The organism is Streptomyces chattanoogensis, from assembly GCF_001294335.1.
GTDB classification, from domain to species: Bacteria; Actinomycetota; Actinomycetes; order Streptomycetales; family Streptomycetaceae; genus Streptomyces; species Streptomyces chattanoogensis.
The window spans coordinates 251137-277245 of sequence record NZ_LGKG01000112.1; the positions used below are offsets into that span (position 1 = coordinate 251137).

Genomic DNA, 26109 nt, shown 5'->3' on the forward strand with positions numbered 1-26109 from the left:
GAGTGACAGACCGACGAAACAAGACAATCCGACAAGCTTCAATACACGCATCCATCTCATATCTGAGATACGGTCACTGCATGGCAGACGACTACCTCGTACGCATCGGCAGGCTTATCCGAGACGCCCGACAGCACCGGGGCTGGACACAGACGCAGCTGGCCGAGGCGCTCGGCACCAGCCAGAGCGCGGTGAACCGCATCGAACGCGGCAACCAGAACATCAGCCTTGAGATGATCGCTCGCATCGGCGAGGCCCTCGACAGTGAAATCATCTCGCTCGGCTACGCCGGGCCGATGCATCTGCGGGTGGTCGGCGGCCGCCGGCTGTCCGGCAGCATCGACGTCAAGACGAGTAAGAACGCCTGCGTCGCGCTGCTTTGCGCCACGCTGCTGAACGCCGGACGCACAACTCTGCGCCGGGTGGCACGCATTGAGGAGGTCTACCGGATCCTCGAGGTGCTGGCCAGCATCGGCGTGCGCACCCGCTGGATCAACAACGGCAACGACCTGGAGATCGTCCCGCCGGCCGAACTGAACCTCGACGCAATGGACACCGAGGCGGCGCGCCGCACCCGCAGCGTCATCATGTTCCTCGGCCCGCTGCTGCACCGGATGGACCGCTTCAAGCTGCCGTACGCAGGCGGTTGCGACCTGGGAACCCGTACGGTGACGCCGCATATGACGGCGCTGCGGCACTTCGGGCTGGAGATCACCGCGACGGACGGCACCTACCTCGGCGAGGTCGACCGCACCGTCGCCCCCAAGCGCGCGATCGTACTGACCGAACGCGGGGACACCGTCACGGAGAACGCCCTGCTGGCCGCCGCCCGGCACGACGGCGTCACGGTCATCCGCAACGCCTCCTCCAACTACATGGTCCAGGATCTGTGCTTCTTCCTGGAGGAGCTGGGCGTCAGGGTCGAGGGCGTCGGGACGACGACGCTCACCGTCCACGGCGTCGCGCACATCGACCGGGACGTGGACTACGCGCCGTCCGAGGACCCGGTCGAGGCGATGAGCCTGCTGGCGGCGGCGGTGGTCACCGAGTCGGAGCTGACGATCCGCCGGGTGCCGGTGGAGTTCCTGGAGATCGAGCTGGCGGTCCTGGAGGAGATGGGCCTCGATCACGAACGCAGCACGGAGTACGCCGCCGACAACGGCCGCACCCGGCTGATCGACCTCACCGTACGCCCCTCCAAACTCCAGGCCCCCATCGACAAGATCCACCCGATGCCCTTCCCGGGCCTCAACATCGACAACGTCCCCTTCTTCGCAGCCATCGCGGCCAGCGCCCAGGGCCAGACCCTCATCCACGACTGGGTCTACGACAACCGCGCGATCTACCTGACAGACCTCAACCGCCTGGGCGCCCAGGTCAAACTGCTCGACCCGCACCGGGTACTGGTCGACGGCACCACCCGCTGGCGCTCCGCGGAAATGATGTGCCCGCCGGCACTGCGCCCGGCCGTCGTCGTCCTCCTCGCGATGATGGCCGCCGAAGGCACCTCCGTACTGCGCAACGTCTATGTCATCAACCGGGGTTACGAGGACCTGGCGGAGCGGCTGAACTCGATCGGTGCGCAGATCGAGATCTTCCGGGACATCTGAGCCAACAACCGGCCGTCACAGGAGCGGGGTCAGCGGCGGCGCGCCCTGACCCTGCTCCCCTGGGCCCCGTTCCCCAAGGGTTCAGGCTGCAGGTGGCTGTGGTGTCAGGACCACGAACTCCGCGCCCGCCGGGTCGGTGCACACGGCCAGGCGGCCGACGCCTTCGGCGGTTTCCGGGCCCATGGATACGTGGCCGCGGCCGGCGGTCACCAGGGCCACCGTGTCGTCGCAGTCCGCCGAGCCGAACACCGGGTGCCAGTACGGTTTTCCGCCGCCCTTGAAGAAGTCCGCGGGGACGCCCATGATGCCGCCGTGCATCCGCTCCTCGCCGCCGCCCTCGGGGGCGATCAGGGTGTACGCGCCACCGCCGCCGGGGAGCGATATGTCCTGGGTGGTCCAGCCGAACACCGAGCGGTAGAAGGCCTGCGCGGCGGGCGAGTCGGTGGTGTAGAGCTCGGTCCAGCCGAGGCTGCCGGGCGCATCCGTCAGCTCCAGGCCCGGATACCTGCCGGGCTGCCAGACGGCGAACTCCGCTCCCTGCGGGTCCGTGAGCTGGGCGAAGCGGCCCTCGGTGTCGCCGACCTCGGCCGGTGCCGCGCGGACCGAGCCGCCGGCCTGCTCGACCGACTTGACCGTGGCGTCGGCGTCCGGGGTGTTGAAGTAGATGGTCCAGGCGGAACGGGCGTCCTCCTCGGTGAGCGGGCCGACCGCGCCGACGACCTTGCCGTCGAGCCGGAAGAGGGTGTACCCGTCCGGCTCCTCGCTGTAGGGCGCGGCCTGCCAGTCGAACACGGCGCCGTAGAAGGCCGCCGCGGCATCCACATCGGGGGCGCCCAGATCGATCCAGCAGGGGGAGCCGGGGAGGAAGTCGGTGGTGATCATGGGCCCTTCCCTTCGCAGATTCCCGTGCCGCGGCGTGACTCCCGGTGCTGCTGCACGCCGTGGCTTCCGCGGTGCCCTGGCCGCGGATTCAGCCTGCATGTCCAGCCTGATGTCCAGCCTGACATCAGGCACTGACAATCGCCCGTCGGCCGCCCGTCGCCCCGGCCCTCGCCCGCGCGGAGCCCGCCCGGAGCCCGCCCGTCGGCCGTGATTCCGCATCCGGGCGCGCATCTGTGTAACCTGACGCGCGCTCGTCAAGAGACAGTAAAGCGCCGCCGTTGCGGCCGCTCCGAATCGGGGGAGAAACCATCATGAAGCTTCGCCATGTCCGCGCTGTCGCCGCCTGTGCACTGGTGGTCGTCGCGCTCACCGGCGCGCGGCACTCGCACGGTGGAGGCTGCAGCAGCCACAGCTCCAGCAGCAGCAGTTCCGGCAGCAGCAGCGGCGAGTACAGCAGCTCCAGCAGCAGCGGCGGATACAGCAGCTCCGGGAGCACCACCAGCAGCGGAAGCACCGGCGGTTCGCCGACGGCGTCGGCCACCACGCCGGCCGAGTCGGACGTCCACATCACCGAGTGCAAGGTCGACAGCGCGGCCGGCACGCTCAGCGCCAAGCTGAGCATCACCAACGGCAGCTCCCAGGGCACGGCGTCCTACAACGGCAGCGTGCGCTTCACCGACGCGAGCGGCGGCTACGTCGGCACCGCGTATCTCTCGTCGGTCGATGTGGCGGCCGGCCAGACCTATCCCGCCTCGGTCACCGGCACGTTCGTCAAGAGCCCCGGCGAGCAGGGGCCGCTGTCGGGCAAGTGCAGCCTCGGCCTGATCTCGAAGCTGAACCGCTGAGAGCGGCAGCTGCCGCGGCCCGTCCCGGAGCTCAGTTCCGGTACAGCTCCTTGGCGATGATCGATCTCTGCACCTCCGTCGCGCCCTCGTAGATGCGCGGGGCGCGTACCTCGCGGTAGAGGTGTTCGAGGAGATGGCCGCGGCGCAGCGCCCGGGCGCCGTGGATCTGGACGGCGGCGTCGACGACGTACTGGGCGGTCTCCGTCGCCAGCAGTTTGGCCATGGCCGAGCGGCGGGCGATCCCGGGGGACCCGGTGTCGTACGCCGACGCCGCCGCGTACACCAGGAGGCGCGCGGACTCGACGCGGGTGGCCATCTCGGCGAGCTGGTGGCCGACGGACTGCAGGTCCCGCAGCGGGCCGCCGAACGCCGTCCGCGCGCCCGCGTGCGCCAGCGCGGCATCCAGCGCGGCCTGCGCCATCCCGACCGCGAAGGCGCCCACGCTGGGGCGGAAGAGGTTCAGGGTGGCCATCGCGACGCCGAACCCGCGGTCCACCTCGCCCAGCACATCGGCCCCGGTCACCGGCACACCGTCGAAGACCAGGGTGCCGATGGGGTGCGGGCTGAGCATGTCCAGGTGGTCGCCGGTCAGGCCCGGCCGGTCGGCGGGAACGAGAAAGGCGGTCACGCCGCGGGCGCCGGGCGCACCGCCGGTGCGGGCGAAGACGGTGGCGAAGTCGGCCTCGGGGGCGTTGGAGATCCAGCATTTCTCGCCGGTCAGCCGCCAGGCGCCGGGGCCGTCCGGTTCGGCGGCCAGGGACAGTGCCGCGGCGTCCGAGCCCGCGCCCGGCTCGCTCAGCGCGAAGGCCGCGACCGCCCGTCCTGCGGTCACCTCCGGCAGCCACCGGGCGCGCTGGGCGGCCGTCCCGGACTGCACGATCGGACAGGCACCGAGGCCCTGCAGCGCCAGCGCCGTCTCGGCCTCGGTGCACTCCTGGGCGAGGGATTCCCGTAGCAGACACAGGTCCAGGGCGCTGAGGGTCCCGTCGGCGGGGAACAGGCGGCGCAGCAGGCCGAGTTCGCCGAGGGCGGCGACCAACGGGCGGTTGATACGGCCCGCTTCGCCCTTCTCCGCGAGGGGGCGCAGCCGTTCGGCCGTCACCGCCCGTAGCTCGGCGCACCATTGCTGTTCGTCCGGTCCCAGCGCGAATACGGTCACGCGGCGGCTCCCTGGTAAGCGGTAGCAGTAGCGGTGCGGTGGTGCGGTGGCCCGGTACGGGCCGGGCCGGCCCTTCCTCGGCTCGGGCGGTACCGCGAGTCGGCCGGTGCCGCCCCCGAGTCCGGTGATATCGCGATCTGTTGACTGCCGTCACGAACACGTTACGCTGACGAAGGGCCGTACGGCAGTCCCCCAGCGCCTCCTGAGCACCTTCCGAGCCCAGTCGACACGTACGTGAGCAGTCCCACGCACTCCCGCGCACTCCCGAAGCCGTCCGTTGACCGGCCACCGCCCGGTTCCCTCACCAGCTCTCCACAGTCGCCCATCCCTCCCCCGGCCGCTTGTCGGCCGCCTCGCCGTCAGGGGGCGCATCCGCCATGGAGCTACGGCCCTCGGCCCATGCCGACACGTTCGCGCGCGACCGGCTGCCGCCCCGCGAGCAGTGGCCGCACCTCACCGATCTGGGCTATCCCGACCGGATGAACTGCGGCGCCGAGCTGCTGGACGCCACCGTCGGGCGGCTGGGGCCCGACCGGCCCGCGTTCCGCGATGCGGGCGGGGTGGTGTGGACGTACGGTCAGCTGCAGGAGCAGGTCGATGCGATCGCGCACGTCCTGACCGGGCAGCTGGGGGTGCTGCCCGGCAACCGGGTACTGCTGCGCGGCCCGACCACGCCATGGCTGGCCGCCTGCTGGCTGGCCGTCATGAAGGCGGGTGCGGTGGCGGTGACCGTCCTGGCCACCCAACGCCCGGAGGAACTGGCCACGATCGGCCGGCTCGCGCAGGTGCGGCACGCGCTGTGCGATATCCGGTCCGTGGACGACCTGGTCCGGGCCGAGGTCCCGGAGCTGCGGATCACGACGTACGGCGGGGACACCCCGGGCGACCTCCAGCGGCTCGCCAAGCCCGGCGCCGGGCCGTACGAGGCCGTCGCGACCGCCGCCGACGATGTCGCGCTGATCGCCTTCACCTCGGGCACCACCGGCCGTCCCAAGGGCTGTCTGCACTTCCACCGGGATGTGCTGGCGATCGCCGACACCTTCTCGGCGCAGGTGCTGCGCCCGAGGCCGGACGACATCTTCGCGGGCAGCCCGCCGCTCGGCTTCACCTTCGGCCTCGGCGGCCTGGTCGTCTTCCCGCTGCGGGCCGGCGCCTCGGCGTTCCTGGCCGACTGGCGCGGGCCGGAAGGGCTGCTCGCCGATATCGCGGCGCACCGGATATCGGTCCTGTTCACCGCGCCCACCGCCTACCGGGCGATGCTGCCCCGGCTCGCCGGGCACGACGTCTCCACGCTGCGCCGCTGTGTGGCGGCCGGCGAGAATCTGCCCGCCGCGACCTGGCAGTCCTGGTACGAGGCGACCGGCCTGCGGATCATCAACGGCATCGGGGCCACGGAGCTGCTGCACATCTTCATCTCCGCCGCCGACGACGCGGTCCGGCCGGGCACCACCGGGCTGCCGGTGCCGGGTTTCGAGGCGCGGGTGGTGGGCGCGGACGGGGCGCCCGTACCGGACGGCGAACCAGGACTGCTGGCGGTGCGGGGCCCGACCGGGTGCCGCTATCTTGCCGACGCCCGCCAGACCGCGTACGTACAAGGCGGCTGGAACCTCACCGGCGATACGTACGTCCGGGAACCCGACGGCTACTTCCGCTATGTCGCCCGCGCGGACGACATGATCATCTCGGCCGGGTACAACATCGCCGGGCCGGAGGTGGAGGAAGCGCTGCTGCGGCATCCGGATGTGACGGAGGCGGCGGTGGTCGGACGCCCCGACGGGGAGCGCGGGACGGTGGTGGTCGCGCATGTGGTGCTGCGCGAGGGAGTTCCCCAGGGGGAGGAGACCGTCGCGGCGCTACGCGCCTTCACCAAGTCCCGTATCGCGCCGTACAAATGCCCGCGCGACATCGTCTTCCACGCCTCTCTGCCGCGCACCCCCACCGGCAAGCTCCAACGCTTCCGCCTGCGCGGTCCGGCTTCCGAAGGACCCGATCTACAGTGATCCGGTGAGCGACCAGCAATCCCACACCCCACGGTCCTTGATCGTCACCTTCTACGGCGCCTACGGGCGCGGCGGGCCCGGCTTCGACGGCATCGACGGGCCGGTGCCGGTCGCCGCCCTGATCCGGCTGCTGGGGGTGCTCGGCGTGGATCCGCCGTCGGTGCGCTCGGCCGTCTCCCGGCTCAAGCGCCGCGGACTGCTCGTCGCGGACCGTACGGCCTCCGGGGCGGCGGCGTACGGTCTGTCCGGCGCCGCCCACCAGCTGCTGGAGGACGGCGACCGGCGGATCTACGGGCGGCCCGCGGCGCGGCTGTCCGACGGCTGGGTGCTGGCCGTCTTCTCGGTTCCCGAGGAGGAGCGCAGCAAACGCCATCTGCTGCGTTCCCGGCTGGCCCGGCTCGGCTTCGGCACCGCCGCGCCGGGCGTGTGGATCGCGCCCGCACACCTCTGCGAGGAGGCCCGGCACACCCTGGAGCGGCTGCAACTCGCCTCGTACGTCGATCTGTTCACCGGTACACATGCGGGTTTCGAGCCCACGGTGCGGTCGGTGGCCAGGTGGTGGGATCTGGACGCCATCGCCGCGCAGCACCGCGCCTTCCTGGACGTCCATGAGCCGGTGCTCCGGCGGTGGTCGCGGCGGCGCACGGTGGCCCCGGAGGCGGCGTACCGCGACTATCTGGCGGCGCTGGACGCCTGGCGCCGGCTGCCGTACGCGGATCCCGGACTGCCCTCTCCCCTCCTGCCCGAGGACTGGCCGGGCGGGCGCGCGGCCGACGTGTTCGGCCGACTGCACGCCAAGCTCCGGGCGGCAGGCGCCCGTTACGCGCGCGAGGTGGCGGCCTGATGCATCAGGGTGTCAGCGACGGCGCGGCGGTCCCGCCATCGCGGCGGCCGAACGCGGCCGGGCGGCGGCGATCACGGAGACCACTTCCTTGAAGGAGCTGCACATCCGGGTGCCGGCGACCCCAGCCAGCTCGCCGAACTTCCCGACGCCGTAGGTGACCGCGACCGGCTCCATGCGTGCGGTGACCGCCATCCGCATGTCCCCCACGGTGTCCCCCACATACGCGCTCTCCCAGGCCGCGACCCCCAGCCGGCCGGCCGCCCGCAGCACCATCTCCGGGTGCGGCTTGCCGCGGCGGACCATGTCCTGCCCGATGACCGGGCCGACCAGGTCGCGGATGCCCATGACGTCGAGCAGCGCCTCGGCGCTGCGGGTGGTCTTGGACGTGGCGACGGCCAGCTCGACGCCGTGGGCACGCAGCGCGGACAGCCCCGCCGTGACCCCGGGGAAGAGCAGCTGCGGGCCCTGGCACAGGACTTCGTAGGAGAACAGCTCGCGGTAGCGGCTGATGGCGGCCTGCACCCGGCCGTCGTCCTCGGGCCTGCCCAGCAGCCGGCCGAAGGCGGGGCCCGGCGGCTTGCCGATGGCAGCGGCAGCCTGCCGGGCGGTCACCGAACATCCCTGCTCCGACGCCACCTTGACCAGCAGTTTGCTGATCGCGGGGAGGGTGTTGGCCAGCGTGCCGTCGAGATCGAAGACAGCGGCCCTGATCGTCTCGCCGCCGGCGGTCCTCCGCATGCCTCTGACGGGACGTTCGCGGAGTTCCGTTGATACACGCATGGCTGGAGACCTTTCCGGGTTCCGGTGGATGCAGTGGCTCGGGTGACGTGCTGGCTCGGCTGTTTCGAACGGCCTGCGGTCGGCGGCGGACGGGGGCTGGGGCGGTCTCACCATGACGTACCGCTGTCCCCGGCGGTACGTGACAGTCCAAGGCGGCTCAACGGAAGGAGATCGTCCCGTTTATCGCCTCAGGAGATTTAAAAACCGTCCGCGCTGTTTGTCAATGTGCCCCTGACGCGGCGCCGGGGTCGACATCGTCACCGCTCAACCCCCAAACTGTCAGGCGTACGGCGCCCCGTGCGCGGCCCGGTGCGGGCGCTCGACTCAGGGGACACTTCGCGCCGCGGCAGGCAGTTCCGGCCAATCCCCGGGAAAAGACAGAACCGTATGGTCGGTTTTTTTGTAGGCTACAGCCAGCTTGCAGCCGTACTAGAGACGGGACGGACACCGTGCCCACGCAGCATCGCGCCATCCAGAGCCGCCAGGCGCTCATCCGCTCGGCCGCAGAGACCTTCCTGGAGAAGGGAGTGCCCGCCGCGGGCATGGTCGAAGTCAGCCGGCGCGCCCGCCTGAGCAAGGGCGCCCTCTACTTCCACTTCACATCCAAGGACGACCTCACCCTCGCCGTCCACGACAGCGCGCTCGCCACCCTGCAGGAGGTCGAGAGCGCCCTCGCCCGCTCCTCAAAGCCGCTGGTCGCCGCGGTACGCGACTTCGCCGTGGAGCTTTTCGAGCGGGTGCAGTCGGACCCCGTGCTGCGTGCCGGGCTGCGGCTGCGGCCGGACACCGTCCCGGGGCTGGGCATCCATGCCCTGGAGCACCGGTGGTACGGGCTCTTCCTCGACAAGGCGAGGGCGGGCGGGGCGTACGGCGCCGCCTACGACGGCGACGAGACGGACGGCGCACCGGCGGCCGACGGTGAACCGCACCGCACCGCACGGCTGTTGACGACGGTCGTGGCCGGGCTGCTGCACCTCGGCGCGGAGGACCGCGCGTGGTGGGACAGGGAAGCCGTCATCGGGCTGTGGGACCGGCTCGCGGTCATGCCGGGCGGGGGTGAGCCGGCCCGCGGTCACATCCCCGCGCCCGGCCCGGACCCGGCCCCGGCGCAGCCGTCCGGTGCCGCTGCGCCGGGTGCCGGCCGGCACCCGGAGGTCACCACCCACTCGGGCGTCACGGACCGGCCCGGTCTCACAACTCAACCAGCACGGATCCGGTGTGACGCCCCTGGGTGAGCTCGCACAGGGCGCGCGGCGCCTGCGCGATACCCCGCAGGAGGGCGTGCGGGAAGACCAGCGAGCCGTCCCGCAGACCCTTGCCGAATTCCCGGGTCCACTCCTCGGCGAGGTCCGGGTGGGCATACCGCCCGAAGCCGCGCAGCGTGACCCGGCGGGTGATGATCAGCCCCGCGTCCAGACCGGCCGGGGAGGTGATGGAGCCGTCCCCGCCCAACTGCGTGGACAGGGCGCCGACCAGCGCGAAGCGGGCATCGGGGCGGGCCAGCTCGAGCGCCGCGGTGAGCTGTTCGCCGGCCACGGTGTCCAGCAGGACGTCGATGCCGTCCGGGGCCGCCCGGCGCAGCTGGTGTTCGATGGGGCCCGCGCCGCGCACGACGGTGTCGTCGTAACCCAGCTCGGCGCGCAGCCGGACGGCCTTGCGCTCGGAACTGGTACTGCCGATGACCCGGCCGGCCCCCAGCCGGCGCGCGATCTGGCCGGCCATGCTGCCCACGCCGCCCGCCGCGCCGGTGACGAACACGGTGTCCCCCGGCCTGATCCCGGCCGCCCGGCGCAGCGCGCCCCAGGCGGTGGCGCCCTGCGACAGATGCGCGGCCGGCATCGGCAGCGCATCCGGTTCGATGCGCTTTAGCACAGATTCCTCGGCGACCGCGAACTCCCGCCATCCGTACGGGTGATGGACCAGCTCACCCGGGGTGAAGCCGCCGTCGGGTGCCGCCACGACCTCGCCGACCGCCGCGCCCCACAGTGCCCGGCCGGGTACGAACGACGGCATCGGCAGCTTTACGCCGGTCATCTGCGTCCGCATCGCCGCGGTCACCGCCATCAGACGGGTGCGCACCAGGACCTGTCCGGGCCCGGGCTGCGGCACCGGCACCTCGGCGACCAGGAAATGACTGGACGTCAACTCCCCTTCGGCGTGTGCGGCGAGCCGCACCTCCCGGTGCATGGCGGGCAGGGCGGTCAGGGACATCGGTCACTCCTAGGGGCGCTCGTGGGGGAACCGCGGGGATCACTCCGCCGGGCGGCGTCGTGACCCGGTACGGCATGGCCCGCTTCCTTATCATGCGGAAGGAGCCTGGGCAGCCCGGGGTGAGGGTCTGTGCTCGGGCACCACAACTCCAGGAGAGCATACGGAGGATGATCAGTGGCCAAGCAGGCACGCGCGGTGCGCACCCGGCGCGCCGTCCTCGAAGCAGCGGCCCACGTCATCGGCGCACATGGGTACCAGGCGGCCACCATGGCCGAGATCATCCAGCGGGCCGGGGTCACCAAGGGGGCTCTCTACTTCCACTTCACCTCCAAGGACGCGCTGGCCCGCGCGGTCGTCACGGAGCAGAGCCACCCCTTCCTCCCGCAGGTCAGCGACTCCCGGCTACAGGACGCGATCGACTTCAGCCACCGGGTGGCGCTGGCGCTGCGCAGCGATGCGCTGTTGCAGGCCGGGACGCGGATCGCGGTGGAGACCACGTTCAGCGAGGACCCGCTGATGCCCTACCGGTCCTGGACCGACATCATCACCACGATGTTCACGGACGCCCGGGGCAACGGGGAGCTGCTGCACGGCGTGGTGCCGGACCGGGCGGCGGAGTTCTTCGTCGCCGCCTATATGGGGGTGCAGCTGTTCTCGCGTGCGGCGACCAACCGCGCCGATCTGCCGGAGCGCGTGACGGCGCTGTGGAAGCACACCCTTCCGGGGCTCGCCTCGCCCGGCGTGCTCAGCCATCTCGACCCGCAGGGCCGCAGTGTGACGGCGGTCGTCCGGGCGCCCGAAGCCCCCTGCGCGAAGGCCTGAGACCGCCCGCGGTCGCCGACCGCTATCCCTGGGGCCCCAGGGTGAGGCGGGGTCTGGGGGCGTCGGTGCGCCCGGTGGGCGGGGTACGGCTGCCCGCCTGGTAGGGCAGCGGCCAGGGGGCGCCGGGGCCCGCGTAACCCTGCTCCGCGGCGGCGTGCAGGGTCCAGTGCGGGTCGTACAGATGCGGTCTGGCCAGCGCGCACAGGTCGGTGCGCCCGGCCAGGACTAGCGAGTTGACATCGTCCCAGGAGGAGATGGCGCCGACCGCGATGACCGGTATGCCGAGGGTGTTGCGGATCCGGTCGGCGAACGGCGTCTGGTAGGAGCGGCCGAAGTCGGGGCGTTCGTCGGCGACGACCTGGCCGGTGGAGACGTCGATGGCGTCGGCGCCATGGGCCGCGAAGGCACGGGCGATCTCGACGGCGTCGTCCGCCGTGGTGCCGCCGTCCGCCCAGTCGGTGGCGGAGATCCGCACCGTCATGGGTCGCTCGGCCGGCCACACCTCGCGGACCGCGTCGAAGACCTCGAGCGGGAAACGCAGCCGGCCCGCCAGGGAACCCCCGTAGGCGTCCGTACGTTCGTTCGTCAGTGGGGAGAGGAAGCCGGACAGCAGATATCCGTGGGCGCAGTGGAGTTCGAGGAGGTCGAAGCCGCAGTCGGCGGCGCGGCGCGCGGCGGTGGCGAACTGCACGCGGATGACGGCGAGTTCGCGCTCGGTCAGCTCGTGGGGGCGCTGGCTGCCGGGCTTGTACGGAAGGGGGGATGCGGCGACGAGAGGCCAGTTGTCGTCGTCGAGGGGGTCGTCGATGCCCTGCCACATCAGCTTGGTGGAGCCCTTGCGGCCCGAGTGGCCGAGCTGGACGCCGATCGCGGTGCCGGGCGACCGGTCGTGCACGAAGTCGGTGATGCGGCGCCAGGCGGCGGCCTGCTGCGGGGTGTAGAGGCCGGCGCAGCCCGGTGTGATGCGGCCCTGCTCGCTGACGCACACCATCTCGGTCATGACCAGACCGGCTCCGCCCAGGGCTCGGGCGCCCAGGTGGACGAGGTGGAAGTCGCCGGGTGTGCCGTCGTGCGCGGAGTACATGTCCATGGGTGAGACGACGACGCGGTTGCGCAGGGTCAGGCTGCGCAGCCGGAAGGGGGTGAACATCGGCGGGGTGCTGTCGGGGCAGCCGTACTCGCGCTCGACGGCCCGGGTGAAGTGCCGGTCGCGGAGCCGCAGATTGTCGTGGGTGACGCGGCGGCTGCGGGTGAGGAGGTTGAAGGCGAACTGGTGCGGCGGCTGGTCGAGGTAGGTGGCCAGTTCCTCGAACCAGGCGAGGCTGGCGCGGGCGGCGCGCTGGGTGGAGGCGACGACGGGGCGGCGCTCTTCCTCGTACGCGGCCAGTGCGCTTGCGGTGTCCGGCTGTTCCTGCAGGCAGGCGGCCAGCGCGAGGGCGTCCTCGACGGCGAGCTTGGTGCCGGAGCCGATGGAGAAGTGCGCGGTGTGCGCGGCGTCGCCGAGCAGGACCGTGTTGCCGTGTGACCAGCGCTCGTTGACGACCGTACGGAACGCGGTCCAGCTGGAGTTGTTGGAGCGCAGCGGGCGGCCGCGCAGGGCGTCGGCGAAGGTTTTGGCGCACCAGTCGGCGGACTCTTGTTCATCGGCGCGGTCGAGTCCGGCGGCCCGCCAGACCTCTTCGCGCATCTCGACGATGACGGTGCTCGCTTCGGGCGAGAAGGGGTAGGCGTGGAGCTGGGCCACGCCGTGCGCGGTTTCCGTGATCTCGAAGCGGAAGGCGTCGAAGGCGAAGTCGGCGGCGAGCCAGATGTAGCGGCAGCGGTGGGTGGTCAGCTGCGGGCGGAAGACGTCGGCGTGCGCGGTGCGGCTCGCGCTGTGCACTCCGTCGGCGGCGATGACCAGGTCGTAGGTGCGGGCCAGCGCGGCGGCGGGCGGCGCCTCCGTACGGAAGCGCAGGTCGATGCCGAGGTCGCGGCAGCGCCGGTGCAGTACGGCCAGCAGCCGGCGCCGGCCGAGCGCCGCAAAGCCGTGCCCGCCGGAGGTGAGGGTGCGGCCCCGGTGGACGATGTCGATGTCGTCCCAGCGGACGAACTCCGCCTGGAGCGCGCGGTAGACCTCCGGGTCGGCGTGCTCGATGCCGCCGAGGGTCTCGTCGGACAGCACGACCCCGAAGCCGAAGGTGTCATCGGGGGCGTTGCGCTCCCAGACGGTGATCTCGCGGGCGGGGTCGAGGCGCTTGAGGAGGACGGCGGCGTACAGCCCGCCGGGCCCGCCGCCGATGACGGCGACCCGCATGGCTATTTCCCCTGCCACTTGGGCGTCCGCTTCTCGGTGAAGGCGGCGTGGAATTCCGCGTAGTCGGCGCTGTTCATCAGCAGTGCCTGGGTCGCGGCGTCCATCTCGACGGCGGCGGCGAGCGGCATGTCCAGCTCGGCGGTGAGCAGCGCCTTGGTCTGGGCATGGGCGAGCGCGGGCCCCTGGGCGAGCCGCCGGGCCAGCGCGGCGGCCGTCTCGTCGGCCCGCCCCTCCTCCGCCAGCTCACTGATCAGCCCGAGGCGTTCGGCCTCCGGGGCGCGCACGGTGTCGCCGAGCATCAGCAGCCGGGTGGCGTGGCCGAGGCCGATGACGCGGGGCAGCAGATACGCCGCGCCCATGTCGCCGCCGGACAGGCCGACCCTGGTGAAGAGGAAGGCGAAGCGGGCGGAGGGGTCGGCGACCCGGAAGTCGGCGGCCAGCGCAAGCACCGCACCGGCACCCGCCGCGACGCCGTGCACGGCCGCGATCACCGGGAACGGCGCTTCCCGCAGCGCCCGTACGACCTGCCCGGTCATCCGGTTGAAGTCCAGCAGCTGCCCGGTGTCCATGGACAAGGTGGCGCCGATGATCTCCTCGACATCGCCGCCGGAACAGAAACCGCGCCCTTCGCCGCCGAGGACGAGGGCACGTACGGAACGCTCTCTGGACAGCTCCGAGACCAGATCGCGCAGATCCGCGTAGGCCTCGAAGGTGAGCGCATTGAGCTTGTCGGGGCGCGCGAGGGTGACGGTGACGACACCGTCCTCCGTGGTGACGCGGAGGTGTTCCCAGTTGCTGGTGGGCCGGGCGGATCCTGCGAACGGGCTCATCGGGCGTCTGCCCCCTTTGGCCGGACGGCTGCGCTGGCACGGGATGCTGCCCTGCGAAGCTATCACCGCTTCGTTACTGTCGTCACGAGAGCGCGATAGACCTTCACGTTCCGGAGGCCGTTCCCCTTAGCGTTTCGGCCATGCCGCAGCGGTTTCAGGACCCCGAGGGGCTGTACGAGATCGCCGTCCGCGCCGCTTCGACCGGCTTCCCGAACGGCGGACACTCTGGCCGCCGCGCACACCACGGGCGACGATGTGCCGGCCGCGCTGTTCCTCGCCGCGTTCGCGGGCGGCATACGGCCCGCGCGGGAGGGGGGCGCGTACGCGCGGCCGGCAGTCTGGCGCGGCCCGTATGCGCTGCTGGACCTGCCGCGGGACGTCCCCCACGCCGATGCGGTCCGGCAGGCGGCCGCGCACCGTCGGCTGCGCTTCGCCATCGCGGAGGACACGGACAACGGCTGGTTCGTCGGCGGCTACAGCGAGCACGACGTCGGCCGCATCAGGCTCGGCTTCGCGGTACTCGATCCGACGCGGCGGCGGATCACGTTGCCGGCGGCGACGGACACGGATACGGATACGGACATGTGCTGAGGCCGGGACCCGCGGCCGGCGGGGCCGGGCAGGTGCCCGGAGGTCCCGGCCACCGTGTGACGGAAGTCCCGCCCGCCGCAGGACTCACGTCCCAGGGATCGCGGCCGCCCGGCCCTGCCCCCGCCTTCGCGCGCTTCCTACCGTGGAAGCCATCCCCTCGGCCTCCGTGAACGGAGCAGCGCCATGCCGGACATGCCAGAACCCCTCTCCCCTGCCTGGCGGATCGCGCTGCCGCACGCCCCAACCGCCGTTTCCCTGGCCCGCGCGCTGGTCCATACGGCCCTGCTCGATCTACGGGCCGCGGCCAACGGCGCCACGGCCGAGCTGCTGACCGCCGAGCTGGTCGCCCACGCCGTTGAGCACACCCGGGGCCCGCACCCCATTCATCTGGTGGTGGAACGGGTACCGGCCGGCTGCCAGGTGGAGGTGCACGACAGCGGCCATGGCGCCGGCGACAGCGGCAGCAGCGACACCGGCACGGGCACCGGCGTCGGCCGCATCCCCGACGGCCGCGGCCTGATGCTGGTCCAGGCCCTCGGCTCGGCCGCCGGCTGCCGCCCGACCCCGTACGGCAAGGCCGTCTGGTTCACCCTTCCCGCGTAGCCAGGGCAGGAGCCGGACCGGCGGGGATGTCGTCGGCCGCCGCCGTCGCAGCGGTCCCCGCCAGCCGCGACCGCTGCCGCCCGTAGCACGCGTAGACCAGCGCGCCCACGACCACGAACCCGGCGAACTGCAGCCAGGTGGCCGGGCCGGTCCCGTACATCAGGTAGAGGCAGAAGCCGATGCCGAGCAGCGGGCTGACCGGGAAGAACGGCACCCGGAAGCGGCGCGGCAGATCGGGGCGGGTGCGGCGGAGAACCATCACGCTGACGTTGACCACGGCCATGACCGCCAGCGTCCCGATGGTGGTCAGGTTCATCACCACATCGAGCGGGACGACGGCCGCTGGGACCGCGAAGACGACCGCCACGATCCAGGTGTTGGCGACCGGCGTGGACGTCCGGGGCGAGATCCGCTCGAAGACCCGCGGGACCAGGCCGTCCCGCGACATCGACATCAGGATGCGGGTCTGGCCGTACATCACGGCGAGGACGACGGAGGCGATGGCGACGACCGCGCCGAAGGCGATCACCCCGCCGCCGAACGCCGAGTGGGTGACGTGGTTGACGATCAGCGACAGCGCGGCGGGCTGATCGGCGACCTGGTCGGAGGAGAGCGCGCCGATGGCGGCGACCGCGACCAGGCTGTACAGCACGGTGACGACGCCGATGCAGATCAGGATCGCGAGGGGGATGTTGCGCCGGGGGTTCTTCACTTCCTCACCGGCCGTGGTGATCGCGTCGAAGCCGATGTACGAGAAGAACGCGACGGAGGCGCCGGAGGTGATCCCGGCGATGCTCTCCGGGGCGAACGGCGACAGGTGCCCGGCCCGGAAGGCGCTGAAGCCGATCGCGCAGAACAGCACGAGGATCGCCAGCTTGAGGACGGCCATCGCGGCGGTCGCCCGGGCGCTCTCCCGGATGCCGCGGACGAGGAGCAGCGCGGCGAGCAGCATCACCACGACGGCCGGGATGTTGACGATGCCGCCGTCACCGGGCGGGTTGGAGAGCGCGGCGGGCAGCTGCCAGCCGGTCAGGCTGCCCAGCAGTTCGTTGAGGTACTGCCCCCAGCCGACCGCGACGGCCGACACCGAGATGCCGTATTCCAGCAGCAGGCACCAGCCGACGAGGAAGGCGGCGCGCTCGCCGAGGGTGGCGTAGGCGTAGGAGTACGAGCTGCCGGAGACCGGGATCGCGCCGCCCAGCTCCGCGAAGGAGAAGGCGGTGAAGACGCAGGTCACGGCGGCGAGCACAAAGGAGACGATGACGGCGGGGCCCGCCTCGGCGACGGTGTCGGAGAGGCCGACGAAGATGCCGGTGCCGACGATGGCGCCGATGCCGAAGCACACGAGCTGGAAGAGGCCCATGCTGCGCTTGAGGCCGTTGCCTTCGAGGTCCGCGCCGGATTCGGCGACGAGGAGGTCGGGGGACTTGATGCGCAGCCCGGAGGGACCTGGCGAACTCATGGGGTGGTTCTCTTCTCTGGTGGTGCGGTGCACGCGGCGGGGGTGGGCCACGCACAGAACGGGGTCCGGACCGGTGGGTCCGAACCCCGTGAGCGGCTCGATGGTAGCCGCGAGGACTGGATGATCGCCCGTCGAGGCGTATGGCTATGCGGCGAATAACGGTGTGACGTTCACTACGGCGCGGTGTCCGGTACGGCCCCCCGGCCGACGGCCGCCGCCGCTACCGCTACCGCTACCGCTACCGCCCCAGCGTCGCGACCATGACCGCCTTGATGGTGTGCATCCGGTTCTCCGCCTCGTCGAAGACCACGGAGTGCGCGGACTCGAAGACCTCGTCCGTGACCTCCAGCGACTCCAGCCCGTGCCGCTCGTGGATCTCCCGGCCGACGGCCGTGCCCAGGTCGTGGTACGCGGGCAGACAGTGCAGGAACTTCACCTCCGGCTTCCCGGTGGCGCGCAGCACCTCCATGGTGACGGCGTACGGGGCGAGCAGCGCGATCCGCTCGTCCCACACCTCCTTGGGCTCCCCCATGGAGACCCAGACGTCCGTGGCGACGAAGTCCGCGCCGCGCACCCCCTCCGCCACGTCCTCGGTGAGCGTGATGCGCGCACCGCTCGTGTCGGCCAGCGTGCGGGCCCGGTCGACGACCGTCTCCTCGGGCCACAGCTGCTTCGGCGCCACGATCCGTACGTCCATGCCGAGCAGGGCGCCGGTGACGAGGTAGGAGTTGCCCATGTTGTTGCGGGCGTCGCCGAGGTAGGCGAAGGCGGTCTCCTCCAGGGGGCGGCCCTCGCCGTGCTCGACCATGGTCAGGACGTCGGCGAGCATCTGGGTCGGGTGCCATTCGTCGGTCAGGCCGTTGAACACGGGCACCCCCGCAAACGCGGCGAGCTCCTCGACGTCCGCCTGCCGGCTGCCGCGGTACTCGATGCCGTCGAACATCCGGCCCAGCACGCGCGCAGTGTCCTTGACCGACTCCTTGTGCCCGATCTGCGAGCCGGAGGGGTCGAGGTAGGTGGTCGACGCGCCCTGGTCGGCCGCGGCGACCTCGAAGGAGCAGCGGGTCCTGGTCGAGGTCTTCTCGAAGATCAGGGCGATGTTGCGGCCCTTCAGACGCGGGATCTCGGTACCGGCGCGCTTGGCGGCCTTCAGTTCGGCCGCGAGGTCGATCAGCCGGCGGAATTCCTCGGCGCTGAAGTCCAGCTCCTTGAGGAAGTGGCGGCCCGTGAGGTCTATCGCCATGGTGGACTCCTGGTTCGCGGCAATCGGGGTGGACGGACTCGGACCCTGGAAGTGTATACGAACCTACGTATCACTATACGTCCGCGTGGGCGGCGCAGCGCGTCCGGCCGGGGCCCGCCAGGCGGTCCACGCCGTCCCTCGATCCCTGCCGGGCCACGGCGATCCGTGCCCGGCTCCGTCAGGCCGCGCCCGGCCCCGACAGGCCATGCCCGGCTCCGTCAGGCCATGCCCGGTACAGCCTCCCTCGTCACCGGGCAGCTCATGCACCGAGGTCCGCCCCGTCCCCTCCCCAGCTCACTCCCGGGGATGGTGATCACCTCAATGCCCCGCTTCCGCAGGAACGTGTTCGTCGTGACGTTCCGCTCGTACGCCACGACCACACCCGGCTCCACCGCCAGCACATTGCAGCCGTCGTCCCACTGCTCCCGCTGCGCCGAGTGCACATCCTGGGTCGGCGTCAGCACCCGGATGTCGTCCAGCCCCAGGGCGGCCGCTATGGCGCGGTGCATATGCTCCGGCGGATGGTCGGTGACCTTGAGGTCCCGCTCCCCCACACCGGCCTCGATGGTGTACGAGCGGAGCATCCCCAGCCCCGCGTACTGGGTGAAGGTATCCCCGTCGATCATGGTCATGACGGTGTCCAGATGCATGAAGGCCCGCCGCTTGGGCATGTCCAGCGCCACGATGGTGCGCGCGGACCCCGCCGCGAACAGCCCCCGCGCCAGCAGCTCCACCGCCTGCGGCGTGGTCCGCTCGCTCATTCCGATCAGCACCGCCCCGCTGCCCAGCACCAGCACGTCGCCGCCCTCGATCGTCGAGGGGAAGTCGGCCTGCCCCTCCGACCAGACGTGGAAGCCCTCGCCCCGGAACAGCGGGTGGTAGTGGTAGATCGCCTCGTAGTGCACGGTCTCGCGCTGCCGGGCGGGCCAGCGCATCGAGTTGATCGAGACGCCGTCGTAGATCCAGGCGGAGGTGTCGCGCGTGAAGAGGTGGTTGGGCAGCGGGTCGAGCAGGAAGTCGTCCATCTCCATGACGTGGAAGCGGACCGAGGTCGGCTCGGGATGCCGCTCCAGGAATTCCCGCTTGGTCATACCGCCCACCAGCGCCTCCACGAGCTCGGACACCGGCAGCGCATCGAAGGCCGCCCGGAGATGGTCGGTGGCCAGCGGGCCGTACTCCTTCTCGTCGAAGACCCGGTCCAGGACGAGCTTCCGCGCCTCGGGCACCTGCAGGCTCTCGCCCAGCAGATCCCCGAAGAGATGCACATCCACCCCCCGGTCCCGGAGCACATCCGCGAACCCGTCGTGCTCGGCCCGCGCCCGGCGCACCCACAGCACGTCGTCGAAGAGCAGGGTGTCCTTGTTCGAGGGCGTGAGCCGCTTCAGCTCCAGATCGGGGCGATGCAGGATGACCCGGCGCAGCCGCCCGGCCTCGGAGTCGACATGGAATCCCATCTCCCCATCTTGGCCGCTCGGGGGCGGGTACGGATATCGCCGGGCGGATGTCGGCCTAGGTTGTCGGGTGGCGAGGGAGCCGTACCGGGGTGCCCGGGGGCCGCAGGGGGCCGCCGGGGCTGGTGATGCCGAGGGGACGGTGCCGGGGGAGTGCAGGCGGTGTCGTGGCGGCGCTTCGGTGGTGTCCTGGCGGTGTGCGCCAGAACACCACCCCCCAAGCAGGGGTTGCAGGCCCAACGCACCGCCCGTGCCCGCCACTTCACCCGCGCCGCGGCGCGCTACAGCCGCGGGTCCACCGGCTCGGACTCCAGCGCGAGCACCGCGAAAACCGCCTCGTGAACGCGCCACAGCGGTTCGCCGTCGGCCATCCGGTCGAGCGCCTCCAGGCCGAGCGCGTACTCGCGCAGGGCGAGCGAGCGCTTGTGGCCCAGATGGCGGACCCGCAGGCGCCGCAGATTCTCCGGGCGGGTGTACTCCGGCCCGTAGATGATCCGCAGGTACTCGCGGCCGCGGCACTTGATGCCCGGCTGGACGAGCCGGCCGTCCGCACCGCGCACCAGCGCCTCGAGCGGTTTGACCACCATGCCCTCACCTCCGTCCGCGGTGAGATCCAGCCACCAGGCGATACCGGCGGCGACCGACGCCTCGTCCGTGGTGTCGACGACGAGCCGGCGGGTCGGGGCGAGCAGCGCCGTACGGCCGCCGCCCGCCGGACCCTGGGCCCCGGCCGCCGCCTCCGCGTCTGCCCCTGTCTCCGCCTCCGCCTCCGCCTCGACAAGCCGGTCGATCATGGCGAGTTGTTCGGTGTGCGGCAGCCCGGCCAGGCTGCGGCCCTGTACGGCGAGGATCTGGAACGGGGCGAGGCGGATGCCCGCCAGCTCATCGGTCCGGGGCTCGGCGGTCCCGGCCTCCTCGCTCCGGAGCTCGCCCGTCCCGGCCCCCGCGGGCCGTTCCGCGCCGACGCGCCAGCAGTAGCGGCGGTACGCCTCCGTGAATGCGGCGGCGTCCGAGGCCCGGTCCCGCTGCCGGCCGAGCAGCGCCGATACGTCGACACCGCGCGCGGCCGCCGCCTCCAGCGCCCCGAGCGCCCCCGGGAACACCCCTGCGGACGCCGCGCCCACGGCCGCGTACTGCTTGCGCAGCAGTCCCGTCGCCTTCAGTGACCACGGCATCAACTCGGCGTCCAGCAGCAGCCAGTCGGTCTCCAGCTCCGCCCACAGCCCGGCACGCTCGGCACACTCGCGGACCCGCTGCAGAATGCGCTCGGCCGGCTCCGGGCTGTCGAAGAACGGCCGTCCCGTACGGGTGTAGAGCGCGCCCGATATGCCCTCCGGCACGCCGAAGCGCTCGCGGGCCGCGGCCTCGTCGCGGCAGACCAGGACCACCGCGCGGGAGCCCATGTGCTTCTCCTCGCACACCACCTCGCGCACCCCGTCCGCCCGGTAGGCGGCGAACGCCTCGGCCGGATGCTCCAAAAAGCCCTCATCGGCGGCTCCGCCACGGACCTCCTCCTTGGAGGTCGCGCAGGGCGCCATGGTCGGCGGGAGGTACGGCAGCAGCCTGGGGTCGATCGCGAAGCGGCTCATCACCTCCAGCGCCGCCGCGGCGTTCTCCTCCTTGACCGCGAGTCGGCCCATGTGGCGGGTCTCGACGATCCGCCGCCCCGCCACATCGTTCAGGTCCAGCGGACGGCCGTCCGCACCGCCGGGCGCCTCCGTGGCCAGCGGCTTCGCGGGCTCGTACCAGACCCTTTCCGCCGGTACGTCCACCAGCTCGCGCTCCGGCCAGCGCAGCGCGGTCATGGTGCCGCCGAAGACACAGCCGGTGTCGAGGCAGATGGTGTTGTTGAGCCAGGTGGCTCGCGGGGTGGGCGTGTGGCCGTAGACGACGGCGGCGCGGCCCCGGTAGTCCTCGGCCCACGGGTAGCGCACCGGCAGGCCGAACTCGTCGGTCTCGCCGGTCGTGTCGCCGTACAGCGCGAACGACCGCACCCGGCCTGACGTCCGGCCGTGGTACTTCTCCGGCAGTCCGGCGTGGCAGACCACCAGTCCGCCGCCGTCCAGGACGTAGTGGCTGACCAGGCCCTGGATGAACTCCGCGACCTCGGCGCGGAAGCTGTCGCCCTCCTTCTCCAGCTGCTCGACGGTCTCGGCGAGACCGTGGGTGTGCTGGACCTTGCGTCCCTTGAGGTAACGGCCGAGCTTGTTCTCGTGGTTCCCGGGCACGCACAGGGCGTGACCGGCCCCGACCATGCCCATGACCAGGCGCAGCACACCGGGGCTGTCCGGCCCGCGGTCGACGAGGTCCCCGACGAAGACGGCCGTACGGCCCTCCGGGTGCGCGGCGTCGACGGGCCGGCCGAGTGCGTCGCGCTCCAGGGCGTAGCCCAGCCGGCCGAGCAGGCTCTCCAGCTCGGAACGGCAGCCGTGGATGTCGCCGATGATGTCGAACGGTCCGCTGAGGTGCCGCAGATCGTTGAACCGCCGCTCGGTGACGATCTCGGCGGCCTCGACCTCCTCCTGGCCGCGCAGGATGTGCACCTTGCGGAAGCCCTCGCGCTCCAAGTGCCGCAGGGAACGGCGGAGTTCGCGCTGATGCCGCTGGATGACACGGCGCGGCAGCCCCGCCCGGTCGGCCCGCGCGGCATTGCGCGCGGCGCAGACGTGCTCGGGTACGTCGAGCACGATGGCGACCGGCAGGACGTCGTGCTCGCGGGCCAGCCGCACCAGCTGGGCGCGGGCCTCGGGCTGCACGTTGGTGGCGTCGACGACGGTCAGCCGGCCGGCCGCCAGCCGCTTGCCTGCGATGAAGTGCAGCACCTCGAACGCGTCGCCGCTGGCGCTCTGGTCGTTCTCGTCGTCGCTGACCAGTCCGCGGCAGAAGTCGGAGGAGAGGACCTCGGTCGGCCGGAAGTGGCGGGCGGCGAAGGTCGACTTGCCGGACCCGGTGGCCCCGATCAGCACCACGAGCGACAGATCGGGCACGGCGAGCGTACGGGGCGACCGCTGGGGCCGGGGCTGCGGCCGCGGGTCGCCCTCCCGCTCGCGCCCGCTCCCCTGCGGGCCCTCGTGCGGGCGCTGCTTCTCGTCCTCGTGCTCGTACTCCGTACGGTCGGCGTCCGTCATGCCGCGGCCTCCTTCCCCTTCATCGAACCGCTACTACCGTCACTACTGCCACTGCCGGCACCACTGCCACTGCTGTCGTCACCGGACAGCCGGAAGTGGGCGAGCTGGGTGGGCGGCCCGACCTCGGGGTCCTCCGGGCCCACCGGGCCGAAGGCCACCGCATAGCCGTGCCGCGCTCCGACCTTCTCCGCCCACTGCCGGAACTCCTCCCGGGTCCACTCGAAGCGGTGGTCCGCGTGGCGTACGTGGCCGGCCGGCAGCGACTCCCAGCGCACGTTGTACTCGACGTTCGGCGTCGTCACCACGACCGACCGGGGCCGGGCCGCCCCGAACACCGCGTACTCCAGCGCCGGCAGCCTCGCCGGGTCCACATGCTCGACGACCTCGCTCAGCACCACCGCGTCATAGCCGTTGAGCCTGCTGTCGGTGTACGCCAGCGACCCCTGTACAAGCCGTACCCGGTCCGACTGCCGCTCGGACATCCGGTCCAGCCGCAGCCGGCGACGCGCCTCGTGCAGCGCCCGCATCGACACATCCACCCCGACGATCTCGGTGAACTGCCGCTCCTTGAGCAGCGCACCGACCAACTGCCCCTGTCCGCAGCCCAGGTCGAGCACCCGCGCCGCCCCGGCCGCGCGCAGCTCCGCCAGGATCGCCTCCCGCCGCTGTACGGCGAGCGGTACGGGTTTCTGCTCGGTGTCCACCTCCTCGTCCACCGCGTTGTCGAGGTCCTCGGCGGCGGCATCGTCGGACTCGGCCAGCCGCTCCAGCTCCAGCCGCTCCATGGCCCGGCGGGTCAGTGCCGAGCGCCGTGCCAGGTAGCGGCCGACGATCACCCGCTGCTGCGGGTGGTCCTCGAGCCAGCCCTCACCGGCCCGCAGCAGCTTGTCGACCTCGTCGGGCGCGATCCAGTAGTGCTTGGCGTCATCCAGGACCGGCAGCAGCACATACAGATGCCGCAGCGCCTCGGCGAGCCTGCACTCCCCCTCCAGTACCAGCCGGACGTAGCGCGAGTCGCCCCATTCCGGGAACGTCTCGTCCAGCGGCAACGGCTCGGCCAGCACCGTCCAGCCCAGCGGCTGGAACAGCGTGCGCACCAGCTCCGCACCGCCCCGGGCAGGCAGCACCGGCACCTCGATCCGCAGGGGCATCGCCCGCTCGGGCAGCTCCGGACGCGCCTTGCACTGCCCCTTCATCGCACTGCCGAAGACGCTGCTCAGCGCCACCGCGAGCAGCGAGGACGCCGCGTACGGACGGTCGTTGACGTACTGACCGAGCGCCGAATCCGGAGCGCCCCCGCGGCCCTTCCCCTTGGCCCGGCGTACCAGGGCGATGGGGTCGACCTCCAGCAGCAGCGCCGCCGTGCACCGCCCTGTATCGGCCTCCGGGTAGACGACATGGGCGACGCCGTACGCCGTCGAGAACTGCTGGGCGTTGTCGGGATGCTTGTGCAGCAGGAATCCGAGGTCGGTCGCGGGACGGTCGGCGCTGCCGGTGGCGGTTATCGTCAGGAACACGCATCTGAGTATCGCTGCGTGTGCTCCGATCCCCCACCTGTTTTTCCCGCTGCGCCGGCCCGCGACCGCGCCCGGAATCCGGCGTCAGCTCAGCTGCGACTGCACCTGCGAGGAGATCAGCTCCAGGTGATCCAGGTCGTCGAGGTCCAGCATCTGCAGATAGATCCGGGACGCGCCGATGGCGGCGTACCGGCCGATCTTGTCCACGACCTCGGCGGGCGAGCCCGCGAGGCCGTTGGCCTTCAGTTCGTCCACCTCCCGTCCGATGGCCGCGGCTCGCCGCGCCACCTCCGCATCGTCCTTGCCGACGCAGACCACCAGGGCGTTGGAGTACACCAGGTCGTCCCCCTTCCGCCCGATGGCTTCGGCGGCCGCCCGCACCCGTGCGAACTGGCGCTCACTGTCGTCGAGCGAGGCGAAGGGAATGTTGAACTCGTCGGCGTACTGCGCCGCCAGCCTCGGCGTACGCGTCGCGCCGTGCCCGCCGACCAGGACCGGTACCTTGCCCTGGGCGGGCTTGGGCAGCGCGGGCGAGTTCTCCAGCCGGTAGTGGTTGCCGTCGTAGGAAAACTCCTTTCCTTCCTCGGTGGCCCACAGGCCGGTGATGATCTCCAACTGCTCTTCCAGGCGGGCGAACTTCTCCTTGGGGAACGGAATGCCGTACGCCCGGTGCTCCTCCTCGAACCACCCCGCCCCGAGGCCGAGCTCGACCCGGCCGCCGGACATCTGGTCGACCTGCGCCACCTGGATGGCCAGCACTCCCGGGAAACGGAAGGTGCCCGCCGTCATCAGGGTGCCGAGGCGGATGCGCCGGGTCTCGCGGGCCAGGCCGGCCAGCGTGATCCAGGCGTCCGTCGGGCCGGGCAGCCCGTCGGCGTTACCCATCCGCAGATAGTGGTCGGACCGGAAGAACGCGTCGAAACCGAGGTCCTCGGTGGCTTTGGCGACGGTGAGAAGAGTGTCGTAGGAAGCGCCTTGCTGGGGCTCTGTGAAGATTCGTAGGTCCATACCTCCATCCTGCACGCTCGACGGCGGGCCAACCGTCGGAGCGAGCCGATGCACCGGGTCGGGTCATCTCCGGCCCGGCACGGGCCCGCCGACGGCGGCGATTTGGGGGCCGTGCACGGTCGCGAGGGCAGTTGCTGCGGAAGCCGGTACGGCCGGGCAGCAGCCATGGCGGCAGCGGTGACGGTGCGGAGACGGCCGGGGCCGCCTCGGGCGGGGGCGACTCGGGTGAGGGCGACTCGGGTGGGGGTGCAGAAGTCGGGTACGGGACGGTTCGGCAACGGCTGGCGTGCCACTGCGGGGAGGCACCCCGCGTCGGCGCGCTCCGGGTACGCCCGTGGTACGTCAGGCGAGGTTCCGTTCGCGCGCCTCCAGCTTTTCCAGTATTCCGGCCACGTGGTCCCTCGACTCATCGGCCGTGTCCATGGCCTCGACGCAGGTCCAGTACATCCCCTCCTCATCCGCCGAACACACCACACTCACCAGTGCCTCGCAGACCTCTTGCAGCAGCCGGCCCAGGCCGGTCAGAGCGGCCTTGGCATCGCGCACTTCGGACAGTTGCGCCGCCCGCAGCCCGTCGGTGGCCGGCGCCTGGCACAGCAGTCCCCCGCTGAACCGCCCGCCGGCGTCACCCAACCCCCGGGCTCTGGACCGCACTTCATACGGCCCCACTATCGCGAGATGGCTGCCTATCGCTTCCGCCAAGGCTTGTGCCTGCCACGCCTCGACCACCACGTCCTCAACCGTGCTCGCCTGCGCCAGACCGCGCCGACTGGCCGCGATGATCAGCACCGCGTCCATCCGCGCCCCCTCCTTTCCTCATCACTTGC

General features: G+C 71.7%; 20 protein-coding genes and 1 pseudogene. 8 read left to right on the forward strand and 13 right to left on the reverse strand.

Going from position 1 to position 26109, the window contains the following annotated elements:
* The first annotated feature begins 80 nt into the window (after positions 1–80).
* Positions 81–1610, forward strand: coding sequence for a helix-turn-helix domain-containing protein (locus ADL29_RS13840; protein ID WP_046925488.1), 1530 nt, complete (start codon positions 81–83; stop codon positions 1608–1610).
* An 81-nt stretch (positions 1611–1691) separates the two neighbouring features.
* Here the strand turns inward: ADL29_RS13840 and ADL29_RS13845 are convergent, their stop codons facing one another.
* Positions 1692–2492 carry a VOC family protein gene (locus ADL29_RS13845; protein ID WP_046925489.1) on the reverse strand — a complete coding sequence of 267 codons (801 nt, stop codon included), beginning with the start codon at positions 2490–2492 and terminating at the stop codon, positions 1692–1694.
* 311 nt (positions 2493–2803) lie between these two features.
* Here ADL29_RS13845 and ADL29_RS42620 point away from each other — a divergent pair, with 311 nt between their 5' ends.
* Positions 2804–3337 (forward strand): hypothetical protein, encoded by a 534-nt coding sequence (locus tag ADL29_RS42620; RefSeq protein ID WP_053923948.1) that lies wholly within the window; start codon positions 2804–2806, stop codon positions 3335–3337.
* Positions 3338–3368: 31 nt separating this feature from the next.
* On the opposite strand, the gene ADL29_RS13855 is transcribed toward ADL29_RS42620, so the two are convergent.
* Positions 3369–4496: an acyl-CoA dehydrogenase family protein gene (locus ADL29_RS13855; RefSeq protein WP_053923949.1), complete on the reverse strand. Its 1128-nt coding sequence runs from the start codon at positions 4494–4496 to the stop codon at positions 3369–3371.
* A gap of 377 nt (positions 4497–4873) precedes the next feature.
* On the opposite strand from ADL29_RS13855, the gene ADL29_RS13860 reads away from it, so the two are divergent.
* Complete coding sequence (locus ADL29_RS13860; RefSeq protein ID WP_053923950.1) at positions 4874–6496, forward strand: AMP-binding protein; 1623 nt, start codon at positions 4874–4876, stop codon at positions 6494–6496.
* 4 nt (positions 6497–6500) lie between these two features.
* A complete protein-coding gene (locus tag ADL29_RS13865) occupies positions 6501–7340 on the forward strand; it encodes a PaaX family transcriptional regulator (RefSeq protein WP_053923951.1) in 840 nt (279 codons plus the stop codon).
* Positions 7341–7352: 12 nt separating this feature from the next.
* On the opposite strand, the gene ADL29_RS13870 is transcribed toward ADL29_RS13865, so the two are convergent.
* On the reverse strand, positions 7353–8078 hold the full coding sequence (locus ADL29_RS13870; RefSeq protein ID WP_245689385.1) for an HAD family hydrolase: 726 nt from the start codon (positions 8076–8078) through the stop codon (positions 7353–7355).
* 491 nt (positions 8079–8569) lie between these two features.
* Between ADL29_RS13870 and ADL29_RS13875 the strand changes: the two genes are divergently transcribed.
* Positions 8570–9355, forward strand: coding sequence for a TetR/AcrR family transcriptional regulator (locus ADL29_RS13875; protein WP_078970971.1), 786 nt, complete (start codon positions 8570–8572; stop codon positions 9353–9355).
* On the opposite strand, the gene ADL29_RS13880 is transcribed toward ADL29_RS13875, so the two are convergent.
* A complete protein-coding gene (locus ADL29_RS13880) occupies positions 9312–10331 on the reverse strand; it encodes an MDR family NADP-dependent oxidoreductase (protein WP_053923953.1) in 1020 nt (339 codons plus the stop codon). The genes ADL29_RS13875 and ADL29_RS13880 overlap by 44 nt on opposite strands.
* 174 nt (positions 10332–10505) lie before the next feature.
* Here ADL29_RS13880 and ADL29_RS13885 point away from each other — a divergent pair, with 174 nt between their 5' ends.
* Positions 10506–11153, forward strand: coding sequence for a ScbR family autoregulator-binding transcription factor (locus ADL29_RS13885; RefSeq protein WP_053923954.1), 648 nt, complete (start codon positions 10506–10508; stop codon positions 11151–11153).
* 22 nt (positions 11154–11175) lie between these two features.
* Here the strand turns inward: ADL29_RS13885 and ADL29_RS13890 are convergent, their stop codons facing one another.
* Positions 11176–13449: a bifunctional salicylyl-CoA 5-hydroxylase/oxidoreductase gene (locus tag ADL29_RS13890; RefSeq protein ID WP_053923955.1), complete on the reverse strand. Its 2274-nt coding sequence runs from the start codon at positions 13447–13449 to the stop codon at positions 11176–11178.
* A 2-nt stretch (positions 13450–13451) separates the two neighbouring features.
* Entirely contained in the window at positions 13452–14279 is an 828-nt protein-coding gene (locus ADL29_RS13895; RefSeq protein ID WP_053923956.1) for an enoyl-CoA hydratase family protein, read from the reverse strand.
* Between the two features lie 207 nt (positions 14280–14486).
* On the opposite strand from ADL29_RS13895, the pseudogene ADL29_RS13900 reads away from it, so the two are divergent.
* Positions 14487–14870 (forward strand): annotated as a pseudogene (locus ADL29_RS13900) (DUF6183 family protein); the annotation flags it as partial.
* 183 nt (positions 14871–15053) lie between these two features.
* A complete protein-coding gene (locus ADL29_RS13905; RefSeq protein WP_053923958.1) occupies positions 15054–15473 on the forward strand; it encodes an ATP-binding protein in 420 nt (139 codons plus the stop codon).
* Here ADL29_RS13905 and ADL29_RS13910 read toward each other — a convergent pair.
* The 7 genes from ADL29_RS13910 to ADL29_RS13940 form a co-directional block, all read right to left on the reverse strand.
* Positions 15457–16935: an amino acid permease gene (locus ADL29_RS13910; RefSeq protein WP_053923959.1), complete on the reverse strand. Its 1479-nt coding sequence runs from the start codon at positions 16933–16935 to the stop codon at positions 15457–15459. The two genes, ADL29_RS13905 and ADL29_RS13910, sit on opposite strands and share 17 nt — an antisense overlap.
* 238 nt (positions 16936–17173) lie before the next feature.
* Positions 17174–18178 carry an ornithine carbamoyltransferase gene (gene argF / locus ADL29_RS13915; protein WP_053923960.1) on the reverse strand — a complete coding sequence of 335 codons (1005 nt, stop codon included), beginning with the start codon at positions 18176–18178 and terminating at the stop codon, positions 17174–17176.
* Positions 18179–18396: 218 nt separating this feature from the next.
* Positions 18397–19632 carry an arginine deiminase gene (locus tag ADL29_RS13920; protein WP_053923961.1) on the reverse strand — a complete coding sequence of 412 codons (1236 nt, stop codon included), beginning with the start codon at positions 19630–19632 and terminating at the stop codon, positions 18397–18399.
* Positions 19633–19910: 278 nt separating this feature from the next.
* Complete coding sequence (locus tag ADL29_RS13925) at positions 19911–22757, reverse strand: polynucleotide kinase-phosphatase (protein ID WP_078970972.1); 2847 nt, start codon at positions 22755–22757, stop codon at positions 19911–19913.
* Positions 22754–24274, reverse strand: coding sequence for a 3' terminal RNA ribose 2'-O-methyltransferase Hen1 (locus ADL29_RS13930; RefSeq protein WP_053923962.1), 1521 nt, complete (start codon positions 24272–24274; stop codon positions 22754–22756). Before ADL29_RS13930 ends, ADL29_RS13925 begins: the two co-directional genes overlap by 4 nt.
* Positions 24275–24358: 84 nt before the next feature.
* Positions 24359–25282, reverse strand: coding sequence for an LLM class F420-dependent oxidoreductase (locus ADL29_RS13935; RefSeq protein WP_053923963.1), 924 nt, complete (start codon positions 25280–25282; stop codon positions 24359–24361).
* 342 nt (positions 25283–25624) lie between these two features.
* The gene (locus ADL29_RS13940) at positions 25625–26080 is read right to left on the reverse strand and encodes a DUF6099 family protein (protein WP_053923964.1); all 456 of its coding nucleotides are present in this window, start codon (positions 26078–26080) and stop codon (positions 25625–25627) included.
* Positions 26081–26109: the final 29 nt, after the last annotated feature.

Bases quoted from the DNA above. Each gene is read 5' to 3' on its own strand.
- ADL29_RS13840 (WP_046925488.1), top strand. From the start codon at position 81: ATGGCAGACGACTACCTCGTACGCATCGGCAGGCTTATCCGAGACGCC.
- ADL29_RS13845 (WP_046925489.1), bottom strand. From the start codon at position 2,492: ATGATCACCACCGACTTCCTCCCCGGCTCCCCCTGCTGGATCGATCTG.
- ADL29_RS42620 (WP_053923948.1), top strand. From the start codon at position 2,804: ATGAAGCTTCGCCATGTCCGCGCTGTCGCCGCCTGTGCACTGGTGGTC.
- ADL29_RS13860 (WP_053923950.1), top strand. From the start codon at position 4,874: ATGGAGCTACGGCCCTCGGCCCATGCCGACACGTTCGCGCGCGACCGG.
- ADL29_RS13870 (WP_245689385.1), bottom strand. From the start codon at position 8,078: ATGCGGAGGACCGCCGGCGGCGAGACGATCAGGGCCGCTGTCTTCGAT.
- ADL29_RS13880 (WP_053923953.1), bottom strand. From the start codon at position 10,331: ATGTCCCTGACCGCCCTGCCCGCCATGCACCGGGAGGTGCGGCTCGCC.
- ADL29_RS13890 (WP_053923955.1), bottom strand. From the start codon at position 13,449: ATGCGGGTCGCCGTCATCGGCGGCGGGCCCGGCGGGCTGTACGCCGCC.
- ADL29_RS13895 (WP_053923956.1), bottom strand. From the start codon at position 14,279: ATGAGCCCGTTCGCAGGATCCGCCCGGCCCACCAGCAACTGGGAACAC.
- ADL29_RS13905 (WP_053923958.1), top strand. From the start codon at position 15,054: ATGCCGGACATGCCAGAACCCCTCTCCCCTGCCTGGCGGATCGCGCTG.
- ADL29_RS13910 (WP_053923959.1), bottom strand. From the start codon at position 16,935: ATGAGTTCGCCAGGTCCCTCCGGGCTGCGCATCAAGTCCCCCGACCTC.
- argF (WP_053923960.1), bottom strand. From the start codon at position 18,178: ATGGCGATAGACCTCACGGGCCGCCACTTCCTCAAGGAGCTGGACTTC.
- ADL29_RS13920 (WP_053923961.1), bottom strand. From the start codon at position 19,632: ATGGGATTCCATGTCGACTCCGAGGCCGGGCGGCTGCGCCGGGTCATC.
- ADL29_RS13925 (WP_078970972.1), bottom strand. From the start codon at position 22,757: ATGACGGACGCCGACCGTACGGAGTACGAGCACGAGGACGAGAAGCAG.
- ADL29_RS13935 (WP_053923963.1), bottom strand. From the start codon at position 25,282: ATGGACCTACGAATCTTCACAGAGCCCCAGCAAGGCGCTTCCTACGAC.
- ADL29_RS13940 (WP_053923964.1), bottom strand. From the start codon at position 26,080: ATGGACGCGGTGCTGATCATCGCGGCCAGTCGGCGCGGTCTGGCGCAG.